An 18,023-nucleotide genomic window follows, 5' to 3' on the forward strand; every position below is an offset into this window, starting at 1 on the left:
GGGCTATACCGTCAATTAACGGTAAAAATAGGGGCTTTTCTTTCCTTTGTCCCGTGCGCCACTGCGCATAATGGCTCCCCATCACAGATCCGCCCCTACCGGGCGGCTAACCGTAATCGACGGATGTAACCATGCCTTCGGCACCCACGCCTGTATATTCACGAGTTAGTCACGCTTTCCGGCCAGGGAGGCGTGCATGAGCCAGGGCGTCACAGACGTAAATCGCCAAAATCTTGCCGCACCCGGCCAACTGCTGGCCCGGCTGCGCGGCAATCCCCTGCTCCCCCTGCTGTTTGCCGGCGCCGCCGTGGTCGCCGTGGTCATCGCCATGCTGATGTGGGCGAGCACCCCCGAGTATCGCGTGCTCTACAACAACCTCAGCGAGGCCGACGGCGGACGCATCATCGGCGAACTCGACAAGCAGGGCGTTCCCTACCGTTTCGGTGAAAGCGGCCAGACCCTGCTGGTACCCGGTGACCAGGTGCACAGCCTGCGCCTGCGCCTGGCCGAACAGGGCCTGCCTCAAAGCGGCAATGCCGGCTTCTCGCTGATGGATAACCAGGCCTTCGGGATCAGCCAGTTCGCCGAACAGGTCAATTTTCAGCGGGCACTGGAAGGCGAGCTGTCCAGCTCCATCGAATCACTGGGCCCGGTCGCCGGCGCCCGCGTACATCTGGCCATGGCCAAGCCGTCGGTGTTCGTGCGCGATCGCGAGCCCGCCAAGGCCTCGGTGGTGCTGACCCTGCATCCGGGCCGGGCGCTCGGCGACGGCCAGGTCAACGCCATAGTGCACATGATATCGAGCAGCGTGCCCGAGCTGGTGGCCGAAAACGTCACCCTGGTCGACCAGCACGGCAACCTGCTGTCGCGGCCCGGCGGCCATGCCCGCGATCTGGACGGCACCCAGCTCAGCTACATAGAAGAAGTGGAGCGCTCCTACCAGCAGCGCATCGAACATATACTGGCCCCTATCCTGGGGGCCCCTAATGTCCGCGCTCAGGTCGCCGCCCAGCTCGACTTTTCCAGCCGGGAAGAAACCTCCGAACGCTACAGCCCCAACCAGGCCCCCAATCAGGCCGCCGTGCGCAGTTCCCAGCAAAATGCCTCCTATACCGGCGGAGACGAGCTTGCCCTGGGCGTGCCCGGCGCCCTGAGCAATGTCCCGCCCGGTTCGGCCCCCTCCCCCATCGAACAGCCGCAGGAAGAAAACGCCGACGGCACCCAGGTTGAGACCCCCAAGCCGCCCAGCCAGCAACGCCAGGAGCAGGTCATCAACTATGAAGTGGATCGCAATGTCGCCCATGTTCAGCACCGCCGTGGTCAGATCAAGCGGCTGTCGGTGGCAGTGGTGGTCAACTACCGGGAACAGCCCGGCGCAGACGGCGAACTCACCCAGACCCCGCTCAGCGATACCGAACTCGACCATATCACCCGGCTGGCGCGCCAGGCCATGGGCTTTTCCGCAGCCCGCGGCGACGAGCTGGAAGTGGTCAACAGCCCCTTTATCGACCGCAGTGCAGAGCTTGTCGTGCGGGAATGGTGGGAAAAACCAGCCATGCAGCAGCTGGCGCTGACCCTTGCCCGCTACCTGCTGGTCGGACTCGCCGCCCTGTTGCTGTACCTGTTGCTGCTGCGTCCGCTGCTGCGCCGCTATACCCGCCAGCCCGCCCCCGTGGTTGAGGAAAAAGCCATTCGCGTGCAGGTGGACGACGACGATGATGACGGCCACGTCGAGCTGGACACCGGTGACGCGACCGGCAACACCTATGATCTTAGCCAGCGCCGACTCAAGATGAAGACCCATGAGCAGCACCTCAAGCTGCTCCGTGACATGGCCCAGGAGGATCCCCGCCTGGTCGCCATGATCATTCGCAGCTGGATGAACAAATATGAGTAATGCTACCGCTATCAAGATGAGCGGCGCCCGCCGTGGCGCCATCCTGTTGCTGGCGCTGGACGAAGACAGCGCCGCCGAGGTGTTCAAATATTTTTCGGCCACCGAAATCCAGCATATCAGCCAGGAGATGGCCAGCCTGACCAAGCTCTCCCAGGAAGAGATGCGCCAGGTACTGGCGGAATTCGAGCAGGAATCGGAAGAGTTCACCGCCATCAACCTGCACAGCAGCGATCATATCCGCGCCGTGCTGACCAAGGCACTGGGCAGCGAGCGGGCCTCCAGCCTGATCGAGGATCTTATCGACACCGGCCATAGCAATACCGGTATCGATGCCCTAAACCTGATGGAATCGTCGGTGGTGGCCGAAATGATCCGCGACGAGCACCCGCAGATCATCGCCACCATACTGATCCATCTGGAACGGCATCAGGCCTCGGATGTACTCGAGCTGTTCGATGACAAGCTGCGCAACGACGTGGTGCTGCGTATCGCCACCTTCACCGGGGTACAGCCGGCCGCACTGCAGGAGCTCACCGAAGTGCTCGGCGGCATGCTCGACGGCCAGAATCTCAAGCGCAGCAAGATGGGCGGCGTAAGGACAGCCGCCGAGATCCTCAACCTGATGAACGCCGGTCAGGAGGAGGCGGTAATCGAGACCATTCGCGCCCACAACGAGGAGCTGGCCCAGAAGATCATCGACGAGATGTTCCTGTTCGAAAACCTGCTGGATCTCGACGATCGCAGCATCCAGCTGGTACTCAAGGAGATCGACACCAACTCCCTGGTGGTGGCGCTCAAGGGTGCGCCGGAGGCGCTGATGGACAAATTCGCCCACAACATGTCCCAGCGCGCCGCCCAGCTGCTGCGCGAGGACATGGAGGCCCGAGGCCCGATCCGCATTTCCCAGGTGGAAGCCGAGCAGAAGGCCATACTGCAGGTGGTCAGGCGCCTGGCGGACAGCGGCGAAATCGTATTGAGCGGCGGAGACGACACCTATGTTTAAGCCTTTTGAGCCCGATGCCGACGGCAACGGTCGTCGAGAAGGCGACGACTGGCAACCCTGGCAGATGGATCAACTGGGCCGACAGCAGGCGCTGCAACAGTCGCAACAAGAGCTGGCCCGCCAGGAAAAGGTCCGCCTGCAGGCCTTCCGCCGCAATGCGGAACTGGAAACCCTGCGCGAGCAGGCCCGGCAGGCGGCCCACGAGCAGGGCTACCATGAAGGTTTCGAAGCCGGTCGTCAGGACGGTTATCGCCAGGGCCTGGAGCAGGGCCGGAGCGCCGGCGCCGAAGAGGCGCGCCTGCAGGCTGAACAGACCCTGAGTCCCCTGCTGCCGCTGGCGCAGAATTTCAGCACGGCGCTGAGCTGCGTGGACGATGACATCGCCCAGGCCTTGGTCGCCCTGGCGCTGGCCACCGGCCGGCAACTGGCGGCCGATGCCCTGGATGCCCACCCCGAGCAGGTGCTGAGCCTGATACGCGAGCTGCTGCATGTGGAGCCGGCGCTGACCGGCACTCCCCGACTGTGGCTGCACCCGGCGGATCTGGATCTGGTGCACACCCATCTGGGTGCCGAGCTGGCGGCCGCCGGCTGGCAGCTGCAACCCGACGATCAGCTCAGCCGGGGCGGCTGCCGCGTGACCAGTACCGGCGGCGAACTGGATGCCAGCTGGGAAAGCCGCTGGCAGGCCGTCATCCATCAGCAACGCAAGCGCACCGCCCATCCTGAGCAGACAACCCCGGAGCAGGTCCCATGAATGGCGCCGTCCGCAGTAATATCCATCAAGACCGTTGGCGCCATGCCCTCGGCAAGGTCGGCGCCCGTATCGAAGCGCTGCCGCACTATCGGGCCAGCGGCCGGGTAGTGCGCGCCACCGGTATGGTACTGGAAGCGGTCGGGCTCAGGGTTCCCCTCGGCAGTGCCTGTCGCATCGAATTGTCGAGCCCGGATGGTGCCCCCCAGGAGCGCTTTGCCGAAGCCGAGGTGGTCGGCTTCGCCGGCGACCGGCTGTTCCTGATGCCGCTGGAAGAACTCAGCGGCCTGTCACCTGGGGCCCGGGTGTTCCCGCTGGGAGAAGGCCCGGCTACCAGCGCCCGCCGTTTCCCGCTCGGCGACAGCCTGCTCGGTCGAGTGCTGGACGGTAACGGCCGGCCGCTGGACGGCAAGGGCCCCTTGGATGAGGCCCCCCATGCAACCCTGGCCACGCCACCGCTGAACCCGCTGGCGCGGGCGCCTATCGAAACTCAGATCGACGTCGGCATCCGCGCCATCAATGCCCTGCTCAGCGTCGGCCGCGGCCAGCGCATGGGCCTGTTCGCCGGTTCCGGCGTCGGCAAGTCGGTGCTGCTCGGCATGATGGCCCGCTATACCCAGGCCGACGTGATCGTGGTCGGGCTGATCGGCGAGCGGGGTCGGGAAGTTCAGGATTTCATCGACAATATCCTCGGTGAAGAAGGACGCCGCCGGGCCGTGGTGGTTGCCGCTCCGGCGGACACTTCGCCACTGCAACGACTGCAGGGCGCGGCCTATGCCACCCGCCTGGCGGAAGGCTTCCGCGATCAGGGCCGTGACGTGCTGCTGATCATGGACTCCCTGACCCGCTACGCCATGGCCCAGCGCGAAATCGCCCTGGCCATCGGCGAGCCTCCCGCCACCAAGGGTTACCCGCCTTCGGTGTTCGCCAAACTGCCCGGCCTGGTGGAGCGCACCGGTAATGGGCCGCGCGGCGGTGGCTCGATCACCGCCTTTTACACCGTGCTGACCGAAGGCGACGATCAGCAGGATCCCATTGCCGATTCGGCACGGGCCATCCTCGACGGGCACATCGTGCTGTCGCGCACCCTGGCCGAGGCGGGCCATTATCCGGCCATCGATATCGAGGCGTCCATCAGCCGTGCCATGAATGCCATCGTCAGCCCAGCCCAACAGCGGCAGGCGCAGCAGTTCAAGCAATTGTTTTCGCGCTATCAGCGCAACCGGGATCTGATCAGCGTCGGCGCCTACAGTCCCGGACAGGATCCCCAGCTCGACCGGGCGGTGCAACTCAACCCCAGGCTGGAAAGCTTCCTGCAACAACGCATCGATGAGCGCGCCGCCACCGAAGCCTCGCAACAGGCCATGGCGGCACTACTGGGAGGTCAGGCATGAGCTCACCCACCCCGCTGGATACCCTGATCGAACTGGCCCGCGAGGCCAGGGACAAGGCCGGTCAGATGCTGGCCAACGAGCGACGCAACCAGGCCCAGCTGGCAACCCAGCTGCAGACCCTGAACCGCTACCGTCTGGAATACGCCGGACGGCTGCAGCAACTGCTGCACACCGGCATAGATCCGGCCACCCTGCACAATTATCAGCAGTTCCTCGGCTCGCTGGACGCCTCCATCGCCCGCGCCCATCAGGCCGTAAACCAACAACATCAGCGGGTCACCGCCGGTCAGCAGCATTGGCAACAGCAACAGCAACGGCTGTCATCCTATACCACCCTCACCCGTCGGCGTGCCGACGAGCACGAACGCCGGGCCCAGCGCAATGAGCGGCGCCAGAGCGATGAAATGACCACCAATGCCCAGGCCCGCAGAACCGGGCAGGGGTTCACAGAACAGGGCAGCTAGGAGACCTTATGGATATCACTTTGTTGACTGCCGCCCAGGGCCCGGCTCAGGCACGCCCGACGAAGGCAGGAAACGGCACCGGCCCGGCCCCCGACGGCGAAGGCTTTGCCCAGCGGCTGGCCAGGCTGGGGGGGAAATCGCACGCGGCCGAAGAAAGCGGCCGGAGCGAACCCGGCAAGCCGGTGAGCGAGCCAGCACAGGAACGGCCGGAAGAGGCCACGGCGTCCCCCCTGATGGCGCTTGTCGAGGCCGGCGTACTGTCGGCACAGGTGGCACAGGTTACCGACGGGCAGCGCTACCTGCCGACCCCGCCGGCCGGTGAAGCGCCGGCGGAATTGGCCGGTGCGGCTGATGGCCGCCAGTCGTCCTTGGCGGCCATCACCGAGCGTATGGCGTTGATCGATAACGCGGGCAGGCTGACACCGATGACCCCGACCGGGACCATGGACGGCGCCGATGCCGGGGCGCTGGGCAGGGTAAATGCGCCACCCTTGACGGAGGCCTTCAAGCCCGAACGTCAACCGCCGGGCCAGCCGATGCCTGAGCCGTCCGGCCTCCGGCAGCAGGGCACGCCAATACCGGAACAGCCTGGCCCTCAACGGCAGCAACCGATAACCGTCCAGATCGACCTGCGACAAGCGGAGCAGATGATGCCCGGGCAGCCGAAAGCGCGATTGCCAAGCCCGGCGGCGGCGCCCATGCAGACCATGGCGGATAGCGGCCAGCCACCACTCCGGAGTGGTGGCGAAGCGGTGCCGACGGTAGAGCCCCCCATTACCGTCGGCCCGACGATGACCGGCCCGGCCCTGACGCCGGCGGCCGGCACTCAGCCTATCCAGCCATTGACCGCTACGGCAACGCTGTCCGCGCCGGTCGCCACACCGGCCTGGCAACGGCAGCTCGGCCAACAGCTGGTCGGGCTCGCCCTGCGTCCCGATCAGAGCATGGAGTTGCACCTGAATCCGGCCGAACTGGGCCCCTTACAGGTCAGCCTGAAGCTGGTCGAGCAGGGTGCGCAGGCGCATTTCATCTCCGCCCATGCACCGGTGCGCCAGGCACTCGAACAGGCCATTCCGCAACTGCGCGAAGCGCTGGCCGAGCAGGGCATCACCCTGGGTGAGGCCTCGATCGGCGAGCAGGGCGGTAAGCCCGACCAGTCGTTCGCCCGGGAACCGGAAGGGCGGCCATCGTCGCTAAGCAGTCCGGATGAGTCCAGCCCCCATGGCGCCGCCCCGAACGAGGTGCAAATCCGCCCACTGACGCTGAATGGCCAGGTAGATCTTTATGCCTGAAAACCGGCTAAAAGGTGAAGATAAGCCCGTTCTGCCGGCCTTTTCGGGCCATCGGGATCGGTCCGTCCCCCTCATACTCATCGACCTGCGTGACCGCTGGTTGTTAATAAAAGGAAACAGCAATGTCTGAATCTCAAGGGAGCCGCCGTAAAACGGGCTGGCTGCTCGGGCTGATGATGGTTATCACCGTCTCGGTGACCGGCGTCAATGCCTATTTCCTGCTGAACGGTCGGGACAGCACAGCCGTGCCTGCCGCCGAGGCCGTGGCCGTTCCCTCCCCGGAACCGATTTTCGTTAAAATCGATCCCTTTACGGTGAACCTGCAGGCCGATGACTACGGCCCGCGCCTGCTCTACACGGGCCTGTCCCTGAAGGTCGGCAATACCCTGACCCGGGACATGATAGCCACCCACATGCCCCAGATACGCAACCGCCTGCTGCTGCTGCTGTCGGGACAGGACCCGGAGGAGATCACCTCCGCCGGCGGCAAGGCGCAACTCGCCGCCAGGATCCTCGAGCAGCTGAGGCTGCCCCTGGCGGAGCCACAGCCGGAGTTGCTCATCAATGACGTGCTCTTTACCGAATTTATCGTCCAGTAACCGGATACCCTTATTATTCCATGTCTAAAGACGATCTGCTGTCCCAGCAAGAAATCGATGCCCTGCTCAACGGCGCCTTTGATGAAGACGAGCCGGTCAGCAGTAAGCCGCGCGTACGCCCCTTCGATCCGGCGACCCAGCATCGGATTATCCGTGAACGTCTGCACGCCCTGGATATCATCAACGAGCGCTTCGCCCGACAATTCCGCATGGCACTGTTCAACCTGATCCGGCGCAGTGCCGACATCACGGTGGATTCGGTGCGCTACCAGAGCTACAGTGAATTCGCGCGCAATGTACCGGTGCCGACCAATATCAACCTGATTGCCATGAAACCCTTGCGTGGCTCGGCCCTGGTGGTGTTTCCACCCAGCCTGGTATTCATGGTGGTGGAAAACCTGTTCGGCGGCGACGGACGCTTCCTCACCAAATCCGAAGGCCGCGAATTCACCAATACCGAGCAGCGCATCATCATGCGCATCCTGAACCTGGCCATCGACGCCTATCAGGAATCCTGGCAGGCGGTGTATCCGCTGGAAGTCAGCTACCTGCGTTCGGAAATGCAGACCAAGTTCGCCAACATCACCAACTCGCCCGGCGAGATAGTGGTCAATACCACCTTTCATCTGGAAGTCGGCAACCTGGCCAGCGATTTCCAGATCTGCATGCCCTATTCGATGATAGAGCCGTTGCGCGACAAGCTCAGCAACCTGAAAACCGAAAGCAACGGCGCGGGCGATCGCGCCTGGACCCAGCGCATGGCCGGGGAGATCAGACATTCCGAGGTAGAGCTGGTGGCCAACTTCGTCACCCTGCCCACCCGCATCGCCCAGGTGATGGCGCTCAAGGTGGGCGACGTGCTGCCCATGGAGCTGCCGGATACCGTGGTCGCCGGCGTCGACGGCGTGCCCGTCATGGAGTGCGAGTACGGCAGCCAGCATGAACTGCGCGCCCTGCGCGTGATCCGCATCATTGAACATGTTCCCACCGGCAGCCCTTCCTCCGGCAGTTTTGTCAGGGGTGAATTGCCGAAAGCTAAAGCGAAGGACTCTCATCATGACTGATCCCCACAAACCCGATCAGACCACGCCCGACGATGAATGGGCCATGGCCATGGCCGAACAGCAGGAATCGGCTCCGGCCGAGGAAGATGATCCCTGGGCCGCGGCGCTGGCCGAGCAGGCGGCCACCAGCGGGCAGGAAGACACCCGGGAGGGCGTGCAAGCCGCCGGCAAGAGCGTGTTCAAACCCCTGGAAAAAGGCGCCGACGGCGGTGCCGCCCGGGATCTGGACATGATCCTGGATATTCCGGTCAAGCTCACCGTCGAGCTGGGCCGTACCCGCATTACCATCAAGCAGCTGCTGGAACTGGCCCAGGGCTCGGTTATCGAGCTCGATGGCCTGGCCGGCGAGCCCATGGATATCCTGATCAACGGCTACCTGATCGCCCAGGGTGAGGTGGTGGTGATGGATGACAAATACGGCATCCGTATCACCGAAATCGTTACCCCCTCCGAGCGCGTCCAAAAGCTGAACCGATGAGCGCACCTTCTCCTCCCATGCCGGCCGCCGGCGGCGATGCCCTGCTGGGCATGGCCGCCCTGGGCAAAACCGCCGCCGTGCTGGCGCTGATCATCGCGCTGATCCTGCTGTGCGGCTACCTGCTCAGGCGCCTGGGCCCTCACCGCTCGCGTCCCGGGCTGAACCTCAAGGTGGTGGCCAGTACCGCCCTCGGCCCCCGCGAGCGGGTGGTGGTGGTCGAGCTGGAAGACACCTGGCTGGTACTCGGGGTGGGCGGCGGCCAGGTCAGCAAGCTGCATGAGTTGCCGGCGCAGCGTCTGCCTCCCGGGGATATCGCCCGGCCCGAGGCGGGCTTTGCCGGCCGCTTCGCCCAGGCCCTGAAACAGCAGGCCGGAGAGCGGCTCGGCGGAAGCCGCTCCGCGCACCGCGACGGAGCCTGAGCATGAAGCTAACCCACTGTTCCAGGCTGCTGACTCTGCTGCTCACCACCCTGCCCTGGTGGCCGACCGCCGCCCTCGCCCAAACCATCCCGGGCATCACCAGCCAGCCCACCCCAGATGGCGGCCAGCAATGGTCCATTCAGCTGCAAACTCTGCTGCTGCTCAGCAGCATGGCGTTCCTGCCCGCCCTGCTGCTGCTGATGACCAGCTTCACCCGCATCATCATAGTGCTCAGCCTGCTGCGTACCGCCATGGGTACCCAGTCGGCGCCCCCCAACCAGGTATTGCTGGGGCTGACCCTGTTTCTGACCTTTTTTGTGATGTCGCCGGTCATCGGCCAGGTCTACGAGAGCGCCTGGCTGCCGCTGTCCCGGGATGAGATCAACTTCGAGCAGTTTATCGCCATGGGCAGCCAGCCCCTGCGCGAGTTCATGCTGGCCCAGACCCGGGATGCGGATCTGGCGCTGTTTGTGCGCCTGGCCGATGTCGGCCCCTTGCAGGGACCGGAAGAGCTGCCGATGCGGGTATTGATGCCGTCCTTCGTCACCAGCGAGCTGAAAACCGCCTTCCAGATCGGTTTCACCATTTTCATCCCCTTCCTGATCATCGATCTGGTGGTCGCCAGCGTACTGATGGCGCTGGGGATGATGATGGTACCGCCGGCTACGATCTCCCTGCCCTTCAAGCTGATGCTGTTCGTGCTGGTGGACGGCTGGCAGCTGATCATCGGCTCGCTGGCCCAGAGTTTCTATGTATCCTAAGTTTCACCCGAGGAGGATGACATGACGCCGGAAATGGTCATGAACCTGGCCTATCAGGGCATGCGCGTGACCCTGCTGATGTCCGCCCCCCTGCTGCTCACCGCGCTGCTGATCGGCCTGCTGGTCAGCCTGTTCCAGGCCGCCACCCAGATCAACGAAATGACCCTGTCCTTCATACCCAAGATCCTGGGCGTGTTCGCCGTGCTGGTGGCCTCCGGCCCCTTCCTGATCAAGTTGATTGTCGACTTTACCCGCGATCTGTTCACCAACATTCCCTTCATGGTGTCCTGAGCCGCCATGGTCGAGGTGACCTTCGCCCAATTGCAGGGATGGCTGGTCGCCTTCCTCTGGCCGTTCACCCGGATCAGCGCGCTCATGGTCGCCTCCCCCTTGCTGGGCCATTCCAGCATCCCCAATCAGGTGAAAATCGGCCTCGCCGCCCTGCTCACCCTGACCGTTGCGCCCGGCCTGCCGCCCCTGCCGAGTGTCCCCCTGATGTCCTGGGCCGGTCTCGGCATCATGGTCGAGCAGATGCTGATCGGCCTGGCCATGGGACTGACCATACACATACTGTTCGCCGCGGTACAGGCGGCGGGGGAGTTTATCGGCCTGCAGATGGGACTCGCCTTCGCCACCTTTTTCGCGCCGGACAGCGGCGCCAATACCATGATACTGTCGCGGCTGCTGTATATGATCAGCCTGTTGATGTTTCTCGCCTTCGACGGTCACCTGATGGTGATCGAGATCCTCGCCGGCACCTTTGTCTCCCTGCCGATCGGCATCAGCGGCCTGAACCCGGGCGCCTTCGAACTGCTGGCCCGCTTCGGCAGCACGGTATTCGTTTCCGGCCTGCTGCTGGCGCTGCCGGTGGTGGCGGCGCTGCTGATCATCAACCTGTCACTGGGCATCCTCAACCGCTCCGCGCCGCAGCTGACGGTGTTTTCGGTGGGCTTTCCGCTGACGCTGACGGTGGGGATTTTCCTGCTGATGGTGTTGATGACCGATATCGGCCGCTTCCTGCAGGGACTGTTTGGCCAAGGGCTGATCTTTATGCGCCAGCTGGTGGAGACGATGGCGCCGCTATGATGGCATCGAGGGATTGGGGATTGGGGATTGGGGAATTGAGCAACTTTCCCCAGGCCCCGGAAATGATTATCTGAGGAAGTTGAACAGCGACATACCCTGAATATCGACAAAGGATTTCTGGGCCGCCTGCAGGCCCACCATACGCAGGCTGTATTCGGACGCCGCCTGCACATAATCCAGATCCACCAGATCCGACAGGGTCTGCTCGTAGTTGAGCATGCGGTTGCCGGCGACCGTGTCCACCACATCCAGCTCGTTGAGCCGGGCACCCGCCGAGGCACGCACCGTCAGCACGTTATCCAAGCTGTTGTCCAGCTCGCGCATCACCGTATTCAGGGTATTTGCCAATGCCGCCTGCTGTCGGGCACCGCCGCTCGGCGAATCCAGGGCCGCGATGGCCTTTTCCAAGGTGGCGAACAGATCCGTGTTCATATCCTTGGCTGGCGCCAGCTTAATGCTGTCACCGGCGGCCGGGGTCCCTTCCAGGGTCAATGAAAGACCACCGAAGGTAATCGCCTCGCCGGGTTTATAAGGCTGCGTGGTGGCCCCCCCATCCAGGCTATAGCCGAGTACACCGCCGGACACCGAAAAACTCACCTCAAATGCATTACCATAGCCGGGATCGGCGGCATCGAGCACCAGGGGGCCTTTGAAGGTGACATTGCCGCTATTGCCGGCATTCGCCTCGGCCACATAGCCAGCGCTGCTGTGTACGCTCCGGAAGATGGTATTGCCGTTGTCACCGACCGGCATCAGCCGGGAGGCATCCACCCGCTGTTCACGGGTATTGAGGTCCCCTTCATAGCTGACCGTGCCGCCGGCGCCCTTGACGAAGGGTGGGCTGTTGTCCTGGTAACCGCCAAACAGGTAGCGGCCATTGCCGTCGGTGGCGTTGGCCTGGCCGAAGATGGTCTCGTAAATGCTGCGCAATTCACTGGCTACCGAACCTCGGTCGGCATCGCTCAGGGTACCGTTGGCCGCCTGTACCATCAGCGTCTTGGCGCTGGTGATGGCGTCACCTATGCTGTTGAGCACGTTTTCTTCCTGGGACAGGGCGTTACGGGCCGTGATCCGGGCGTCCATGTACTGCTGGGTAACCGCCTTGGCCTGACTCACCCCCACCGCCCGCGAGGCCGCCTGGGGATCGTCGGACGGGTTAAGTACCCGTTTCCCGCTGGCGAACTGCTGACCCACCTTGAGGAACTCACTCTGCTGACGGTTCATCGACGAGGCGTTCCGTTCAAACATGGTCAGGGTACTGATACGCATATAAGTTTTCTCTCCTGGAGTGATCAGGCACGCAGGCCCAATAGGGTATCGATCACCGTGCTGCCGACCTCGATGACCTTGGCATTGGCCTGGTAGTACTGCTGATAGCGCAGCAGATTGGCCGCTTCCTCGTCCAGGTTGACCCCCGACTCGGACTGCTGCAGGCCGCGCAGCTGTTCATTCAGCCCCTGCTGGGCGGCCAGGTTGACCTTAACCACATTGGTGCGGTTGCCCACGTCGCTGACCAGGGCACCGTAAGCCTGGTTGAAGGTGGCCTTGCCGCCCACCAACTGCTTGTTCTGCAGATCCTGCAGCGCCAGGGCATTGCGGTTGTCGCCGCTGCCCGGCTCCAGGCCGGCGGCGATGCCGGCGGTGTCGCGGATCAGATTCTGGAAACCACCGGCGGCCCGCTGGACCGGATTGACATGAAACCTGTCCCCCGCTTGCGGAGTGCCGCTCAGGGTCAGTTCCATGCCGCCGAATCTCAAGGTGCCGGCCGAGGCATCATAGTTGGCCGCCACCTGGGCGCCGGTGTCCCGCCGGGTAACTATCATATCCCCGCCGTCGAAGCGCAGGTCGTAGCTGCTGGCGCTCAGCTCATTGATATCTCCGAACACGGCGCCGAGCTCGGCGTTGCCCGTGTTATCGGCATTGCTGTACACCAGGGGCTCGCCCACCGCGAAGAAATCCTTGCCCGGCTCACCGTTGAGATCGACGCCCAGCTTGTGCCGTGCATTGAATCCCTGGGCCAAGGAGACAGCCAGCTGGCCCAGCTGGTTCTGGGCCTTGTCGAGGGTTTCCGAGCGGAAGCTGAGCAGGCCGCCGAGGGTGCCGCTCTTGAAAGTGTTCTCTTTCAGTTCGACAAGATTGCCAGCCGAATCGTTATAGCCGACGACCATGCGGGAAGGATCGGCCGAGGAGCCCATGGCCTCCAGCCGGTAGGAATGGCTGCCTGCGACCAGGGGTTGGCCGTTGCCGATGGTCAGATTATAAGTGCCGCCGTCCTGGATGTTGAGGCGTACGTCGGCCCGCTGGCTGAGCTCGGCCACCAGCTGATCGCGCTGGTTGAGCAGGCTGTTGGGGGCGCTGCCGGTCTTGGCCTTGGCCAGGCCGATCTCCCGGTTGAGCCCGGCGATCTGTTCGGCGGTGTTGTTGATTTGGATCACTTCATCCCGGATCTGGCCATTGATACCCTGCTGTATGTCGCTCAGGTAGTCATCGAAGGAACGGAACTGGGCGGTCAGGGTATCGGCGGTGCCGAGCAGCCCCTGGCGGGCCGCCGGATCGGAAGGCGTACCGGCCAGATCCTCGAGGGAGGAAAAGAATTTTTGCATCAAGGGTGCCAGGCCCGCCTCCTGATCGGCCAGCAGGCTGTCGATCTGGCTGACCTGGGTTTCGTAGGTCTGCAGCGAGCTGAGTTTACTGCTGGAGGCATTCAGCTGCGAGGCCACAAACTGGCTGAACTGACGCTGAATATCATTGACTTTTACCCCTCCGGTATTGCTTTCACCCAGCAGGGCTACCTCACGGTTGTAACCCGGGGTATAGACGTTGCTGATATTGTTGCCCGCGGTATACAAGGCCTGTTGCGCGGCGTTAAGACCACTGACGCCGATGGAGAAAATGCTCATTATCCCGTTCCCTTAACTCGTTGTAATGGTTATCGGCGGCCGGCCCCGATCCTTTAGGCCATGGGCCGACGCCTGCCGGCATCAGAAAATGCTGCCCAGCTCGAACTCTCCGGCTGGCGGCCAGGCCCTTGCCAGCCGGGTGCCCTCGTCCAGCGGTCCCAGCATGTTCATCACCGCCGCCAGCTTGTCCGCATAGCCGGGATCCGTGGCATAGCCGCCGGCTTGCAAGGCCCGGGCCGCCTGTTGCGCATCGGGTGCCGAGAGCACGCCCGAGTAACGGGGATTATCGCCGAGCAACCGGGCATAGTCGGTGAAGGCGGCCTCGAAGGAGTCATATACCCGGAAACGATCGGTCACCGCGACCCGCCTGCCCTGGACATACTCATGGGTACTGACGTCCGTGCTCCTGCCTCGCCAGTTGTCGCCGGCCTTGATACCGAACAGGTTGTGGCTGTTGCCTCCCTCGGCGGTGGCAATTTCGTAACGGCCCCAGCCGGTTTCCAGCGCCGCCTGGGCCAGGATCAGCTCGGCGGGCACGCCGCTGGCCCGGCTGGCGGCCAAAGCCGGCTCCTCGAGCCGCTCGAGGAAGGCCGCCACGTGCGCCGGCTGTTGCCGCCGCCCTCTGGTCGTGGCCACCTCTGCGGCCGGCCCGGGCCCGCTTGTTTCGTCGGCGCGATAGGCGGTGAGCCGCTCGCCGGCGCTGCCGGGCTGCACCGCGGCCAGGCTGCCGGTCAGCACCCTGGGTGCGCCGCGGGGAATGCCGGCGATCAGGTCGTCGTTGCCATGCGTACCCGCGCCGCTCGCCTCCGGCCGCCGACCACCCAGCTGCCGGATCAACTGATCGGCCAGGCCTATGCCCCGCCCGGACAGCTCCTGGGACAGCTGCTGATCGAGCAGGGAGGTATAGAACTGCCGTTGATCCCCCTCTGTCAGGCCCGAGTCAGGCACGGTCTCACGCATGCTTTTCAACATCATGTGCACAAACAGCGACTCGAACTGCCGGGCCGCCTGCTCCAGCCCCTCGGCGGGGTCCCGGCCGGCAGTCTGCTTCAGGCGCTGCAGCCCCTGCATATCGAGGGCAAACTGGGAATCCAGGTTGTTGACACTCATTACAGTATCTCCAGCTCTGCGCGCAGGGAGCCCGCCGCCTTGAGCGCTTCGAGAATGGACATCAGATCCGCCGGGGTCGCCCCCAGGGCATTGAGGGCATTGACCACCGCCATCAGATCGGCACCTTCCACGACCTGCAGGGAGCCTTCCTGCTGGTCGACCGAGATCAGGCTGTCGGGCACCACCACGGTTTCCCCCTCGCTGAAGGGGGCCGGCTGGCTGACCTGGAACTGGGTATCGATGACGATGGACAGGTTGCCGTGGGCCACGGCGGCACGACGCAGGGTCACGGCGCCGTTGAGCACCACCGAGCCGGTGCGCGAATTGATCACCACCTTGGCCGGGGCCTCCATCGGCTCGATCCGCAGGCTCTCCACCTTCGCCATGAACTGCACCCTGTCATTGGCGGCGAGTGGGCCGCGCAGCTGGATCACCCGGCTGTCGAGGGCACTGGCCACCTGTCCGCCGAAGGCCAGGTTGATGGTGCTCACCACCCGTTCGGCGGTGCCAAAATCCGCGTCCTTGAGTTGCAGTTCCAGCCGGCCCGAGTCACCGCCGAGCTGCAGCGGGACTTCCCGCTCCACGATGGCGCCGCCGCTGATGCGGCCGCCGGCCTGCTGGTTGATCTGCACGCTGCTGCCGCCGGATTCGGCCCCGGCGCCGCCCACCAGCAGGTTGCCCTGGGCCAGGGCATAGATGTCGCCATCCGCGCCCTTGAGCGGGGTCATCAGCAGGGTGCCGCCGCGCAGGCTGCGGGCGTTGCCGATGGAAGACACCACCACGTCGAGCCGTTGACCCGGACGCGAAAACGGCGGCAGATCGGCGGTGACCATCACCCCCGCCACGTTGCGCAACTGCATGTTGGTGCCAGGCGGCACCGTGATGCCCAGCTGGGAAAGCATGTTGGTCAGGCTCTGGCCGGTAAAGGGCGCCTGCATGGTCTGATCACCCGAGCCGTCGAGACCGACCACCAGGCCGTAGCCCACCAGGGCGTTGTCGCGCACCCCGGCGAAGGTGGCGATATCGCGCAGCTGCTCGGCTCGGGCCGGCTGGCCCGGCACCAGCCAGAGCAAGGCTAGCAGGCTGACGATAAGCGCATGGCGGAATGCCTTGGTCCCGAAGCACCTCGACGGAAGGCCCGGCACGCAGACTCGCCATAAATCCATCCATGGGGGCTCGATGACGTCATCCATGACGCCAACGATCTGCTTAGCTGAATCCTTCCGTCGTCTCCAAGAGCCGTTGCCCTGCGAGAATAGAGAGGTTACTGACCGGCGTAATACCGAAATTTGCATAAACACCACAGCTCAGAAGGGAGAAATATTAAGGAACAAACGCTGCAGCCAGCCCATATGCTGCGCCTCGTTGATATAGCCCTCGCCCACATATTCGATGCGCGCGTCGGCCACCTGGGTGGACGGCACCGTATTCTGGCCGGTGATGGTTCGGGGGTTGACCACCCCGGAGAAACGGATGAATTCGACCCCCTGGTTGATGGCGATCTGCTTTTCGCCACGCACCCTCAGGTTGCCGTTATTCATCACTTCCAGCACGGATACCGTGATGGTGCCGGTGAAGGAATTCTTGGCCTGGGAGCCACCGGCCCCGGTAAAGGCGTTATCCCCGGACAGATCGAAGCCATATTCGGCCAGCTCTTCCAGCTTTTCCGGCAGCTCGGCGAAGGCCAGGCTGGCCGAGCCATCTCGGCTGGCGTTGGATGCCGAGGTCTTGCTGGCGCTGACCTGTTCATCGAGCACTATGGTGAGGATTTCCCCCACCATGCGCGGACGCCTGTCTTCGAACAGCGGCTGATAGCCACGGTGGGCCTGGAAGATGGCACCATCGGGCCGGGCCGCGGCAGGCTCGGGAACAACCACCTGCTCCTGTTCGCCAACCACGGAAGGACGCGGCAACTGGGCACAGCCACTCAGGGCGATGCACGCCAGCCCCGCCAGCCACGGCCACCCGACCCCCTTTGCTTGCCTGTTCATCCGCATCATCCTGTTCCGTTTACAGCTGGGTCAGGCGGGCCAGCATCTCATCGCTGGTTTTGACTGCCTTGCTGTTGATCTCGTAGGCCCGCTGGGTCTGGATCATGTTGACCATCTCCTCCACCACATTGACGTTGGACGTTTCCACATAGCCCTGGAACAGGCGTCCGATGCCGTTCAAACCCGGTGTCCCCTCGTTGCGGGGCCCCGATGAGGTGGTCTCCAGATAGAGGTTACCGCCTATGCTCTCCAGGCCGGTGGGGTTGACGAAGGTCGCCAGGCTGAGCTGGCCCACCTGCACGCTCTGGGTGTTGCCGGGCTGGGTGACGGAGACCACGCCGTCCTCGCCTATGGTCACCGACAGGGCGTTGTCCGGCAGTATGATGGCCGGCTCCAATGGATAACCGTTGGCGGTCACCATCTGTCCGTTCTGATCGAGCTGGAAACTGCCGTCGCGGGTATAGGCGACGTTGCCGTCGGGCATCAGCACCTGGAAGAAACCATTGCCGTTGATCGCCAGATCCCGGGAGTTTTCGGTGCTCACCAGGCCGCCCTGGTTGTGCAGCCGCTCGGTCGCGACCGGGCGCACCCCCGTGCCTATCTGCATGCCGGATGGCAAGGCATTCTGCGCATTGTTCATGGCGCCCGGCTGACGCATGTTCTGATACAGCAGGTCTTCGAACACCGCCCGGGAGCGTTTGAAGCCATTGGTGTTGACGTTGGACAGGTTGTTGGCGATCACGTCCATCTGCACCTGCTGGGATTCGAGGCCGGTCTTGGCGGTCCACAGTGCTTTAATCATGATGTCTTCCTC

The 18,023-nt window shown here is 63.9% G+C and carries 19 protein-coding genes; 13 read left to right on the forward strand and 6 right to left on the reverse strand.

All coding sequences use genetic code 11. The annotated features are described in order from the left end of the window. Window positions 1–196 precede the first annotated feature (196 nt). From fliF to fliR, 13 genes are all read left to right on the forward strand, one after another. Window positions 197–1,897: a flagellar basal-body MS-ring/collar protein FliF gene (gene fliF, locus ABD806_RS10085; protein ID WP_344957485.1), complete on the forward strand. Its 1,701-nt coding sequence runs from the start codon at window positions 197–199 to the stop codon at window positions 1,895–1,897. Further along, the gene (fliG, locus tag ABD806_RS10090; RefSeq protein ID WP_344957487.1) at window positions 1,890–2,900 is read left to right on the forward strand and encodes a flagellar motor switch protein FliG; all 1,011 of its coding nucleotides are present in this window, start codon (window positions 1,890–1,892) and stop codon (window positions 2,898–2,900) included. The genes fliF and fliG overlap by 8 nt, the downstream gene beginning before the upstream one ends. Next, entirely contained in the window at window positions 2,893–3,654 is a 762-nt protein-coding gene (gene fliH, locus ABD806_RS10095) for a flagellar assembly protein FliH (RefSeq protein WP_344957489.1), read from the forward strand. The genes fliG and fliH overlap by 8 nt, the downstream gene beginning before the upstream one ends. Then, on the forward strand, window positions 3,651–5,045 hold the full coding sequence (gene fliI, locus ABD806_RS10100) for a flagellar protein export ATPase FliI (protein ID WP_344957491.1): 1,395 nt from the start codon (window positions 3,651–3,653) through the stop codon (window positions 5,043–5,045). The genes fliH and fliI overlap by 4 nt, the downstream gene beginning before the upstream one ends. After that, window positions 5,042–5,509, forward strand: coding sequence for a flagellar export protein FliJ (gene fliJ, locus ABD806_RS10105; RefSeq protein WP_344957493.1), 468 nt, complete (start codon window positions 5,042–5,044; stop codon window positions 5,507–5,509). Before fliI ends, fliJ begins: the two co-directional genes overlap by 4 nt. An 8-nt stretch (window positions 5,510–5,517) precedes the next feature. Beyond that, the gene (locus ABD806_RS10110) at window positions 5,518–6,801 is read left to right on the forward strand and encodes a flagellar hook-length control protein FliK (RefSeq protein WP_344957495.1); all 1,284 of its coding nucleotides are present in this window, start codon (window positions 5,518–5,520) and stop codon (window positions 6,799–6,801) included. Window positions 6,802–6,923: 122 nt separating this feature from the next. Next, on the forward strand, window positions 6,924–7,400 hold the full coding sequence (fliL, locus tag ABD806_RS10115; RefSeq protein WP_344957497.1) for a flagellar basal body-associated protein FliL: 477 nt from the start codon (window positions 6,924–6,926) through the stop codon (window positions 7,398–7,400). Window positions 7,401–7,420: 20 nt separating this feature from the next. Further along, on the forward strand, window positions 7,421–8,464 hold the full coding sequence (gene fliM, locus ABD806_RS10120; RefSeq protein WP_344957499.1) for a flagellar motor switch protein FliM: 1,044 nt from the start codon (window positions 7,421–7,423) through the stop codon (window positions 8,462–8,464). A gap of 49 nt (window positions 8,465–8,513) precedes the next feature. Further along, window positions 8,514–8,942, forward strand: coding sequence for a flagellar motor switch protein FliN (fliN, locus tag ABD806_RS10125; RefSeq protein WP_425583112.1), 429 nt, complete (start codon window positions 8,514–8,516; stop codon window positions 8,940–8,942). Further along, window positions 8,939–9,361, forward strand: coding sequence for a flagellar biosynthetic protein FliO (fliO, locus tag ABD806_RS10130; protein WP_344957503.1), 423 nt, complete (start codon window positions 8,939–8,941; stop codon window positions 9,359–9,361). Before fliN ends, fliO begins: the two co-directional genes overlap by 4 nt. A 2-nt stretch (window positions 9,362–9,363) precedes the next feature. Then, window positions 9,364–10,122: a flagellar type III secretion system pore protein FliP gene (fliP, locus tag ABD806_RS10135; protein ID WP_344957506.1), complete on the forward strand. Its 759-nt coding sequence runs from the start codon at window positions 9,364–9,366 to the stop codon at window positions 10,120–10,122. Between the two features lie 21 nt (window positions 10,123–10,143). Beyond that, entirely contained in the window at window positions 10,144–10,413 is a 270-nt protein-coding gene (fliQ, locus tag ABD806_RS10140) for a flagellar biosynthesis protein FliQ (RefSeq protein ID WP_344957509.1), read from the forward strand. Between the two features lie 6 nt (window positions 10,414–10,419). Next, window positions 10,420–11,208 (forward strand): flagellar biosynthetic protein FliR, encoded by a 789-nt coding sequence (gene fliR / locus ABD806_RS10145; RefSeq protein WP_344957511.1) that lies wholly within the window; start codon window positions 10,420–10,422, stop codon window positions 11,206–11,208. A 66-nt stretch (window positions 11,209–11,274) separates the two neighbouring features. On the opposite strand, the gene flgL is transcribed toward fliR, so the two are convergent. The 6 genes from flgL to flgG all read right to left on the reverse strand — a co-directional run bounded on the left by flgL (window position 11,275) and on the right by flgG (window position 18,011). After that, a complete protein-coding gene (gene flgL / locus ABD806_RS10150; protein ID WP_344957513.1) occupies window positions 11,275–12,477 on the reverse strand; it encodes a flagellar hook-associated protein FlgL in 1,203 nt (400 codons plus the stop codon). A gap of 23 nt (window positions 12,478–12,500) precedes the next feature. Next, window positions 12,501–14,108: a flagellar hook-associated protein FlgK gene (flgK, locus tag ABD806_RS10155; RefSeq protein ID WP_344957515.1), complete on the reverse strand. Its 1,608-nt coding sequence runs from the start codon at window positions 14,106–14,108 to the stop codon at window positions 12,501–12,503. Window positions 14,109–14,189: 81 nt separating this feature from the next. Next, window positions 14,190–15,218 carry a flagellar assembly peptidoglycan hydrolase FlgJ gene (gene flgJ / locus ABD806_RS10160; RefSeq protein WP_344957517.1) on the reverse strand — a complete coding sequence of 343 codons (1,029 nt, stop codon included), beginning with the start codon at window positions 15,216–15,218 and terminating at the stop codon, window positions 14,190–14,192. Continuing rightward, window positions 15,218–16,411 carry a flagellar basal body P-ring protein FlgI gene (locus ABD806_RS10165; protein ID WP_344957519.1) on the reverse strand — a complete coding sequence of 398 codons (1,194 nt, stop codon included), beginning with the start codon at window positions 16,409–16,411 and terminating at the stop codon, window positions 15,218–15,220. The genes flgJ and ABD806_RS10165 overlap by 1 nt, the downstream gene beginning before the upstream one ends. A gap of 114 nt (window positions 16,412–16,525) precedes the next feature. Continuing rightward, the gene (locus tag ABD806_RS10170) at window positions 16,526–17,209 is read right to left on the reverse strand and encodes a flagellar basal body L-ring protein FlgH (RefSeq protein WP_344957521.1); all 684 of its coding nucleotides are present in this window, start codon (window positions 17,207–17,209) and stop codon (window positions 16,526–16,528) included. Window positions 17,210–17,228: 19 nt separating this feature from the next. Then, window positions 17,229–18,011, reverse strand: a complete 783-nt coding sequence (gene flgG, locus ABD806_RS10175; RefSeq protein ID WP_344957523.1) for a flagellar basal-body rod protein FlgG — start codon at window positions 18,009–18,011, stop codon at window positions 17,229–17,231. Window positions 18,012–18,023 lie beyond the last annotated feature (12 nt).

The sequence above is a fragment of the Zobellella aerophila genome (assembly GCF_039539325.1).
Taxonomy (GTDB): Bacteria; Pseudomonadota; Gammaproteobacteria; order Enterobacterales; family Aeromonadaceae; genus Oceanimonas; species Oceanimonas aerophila.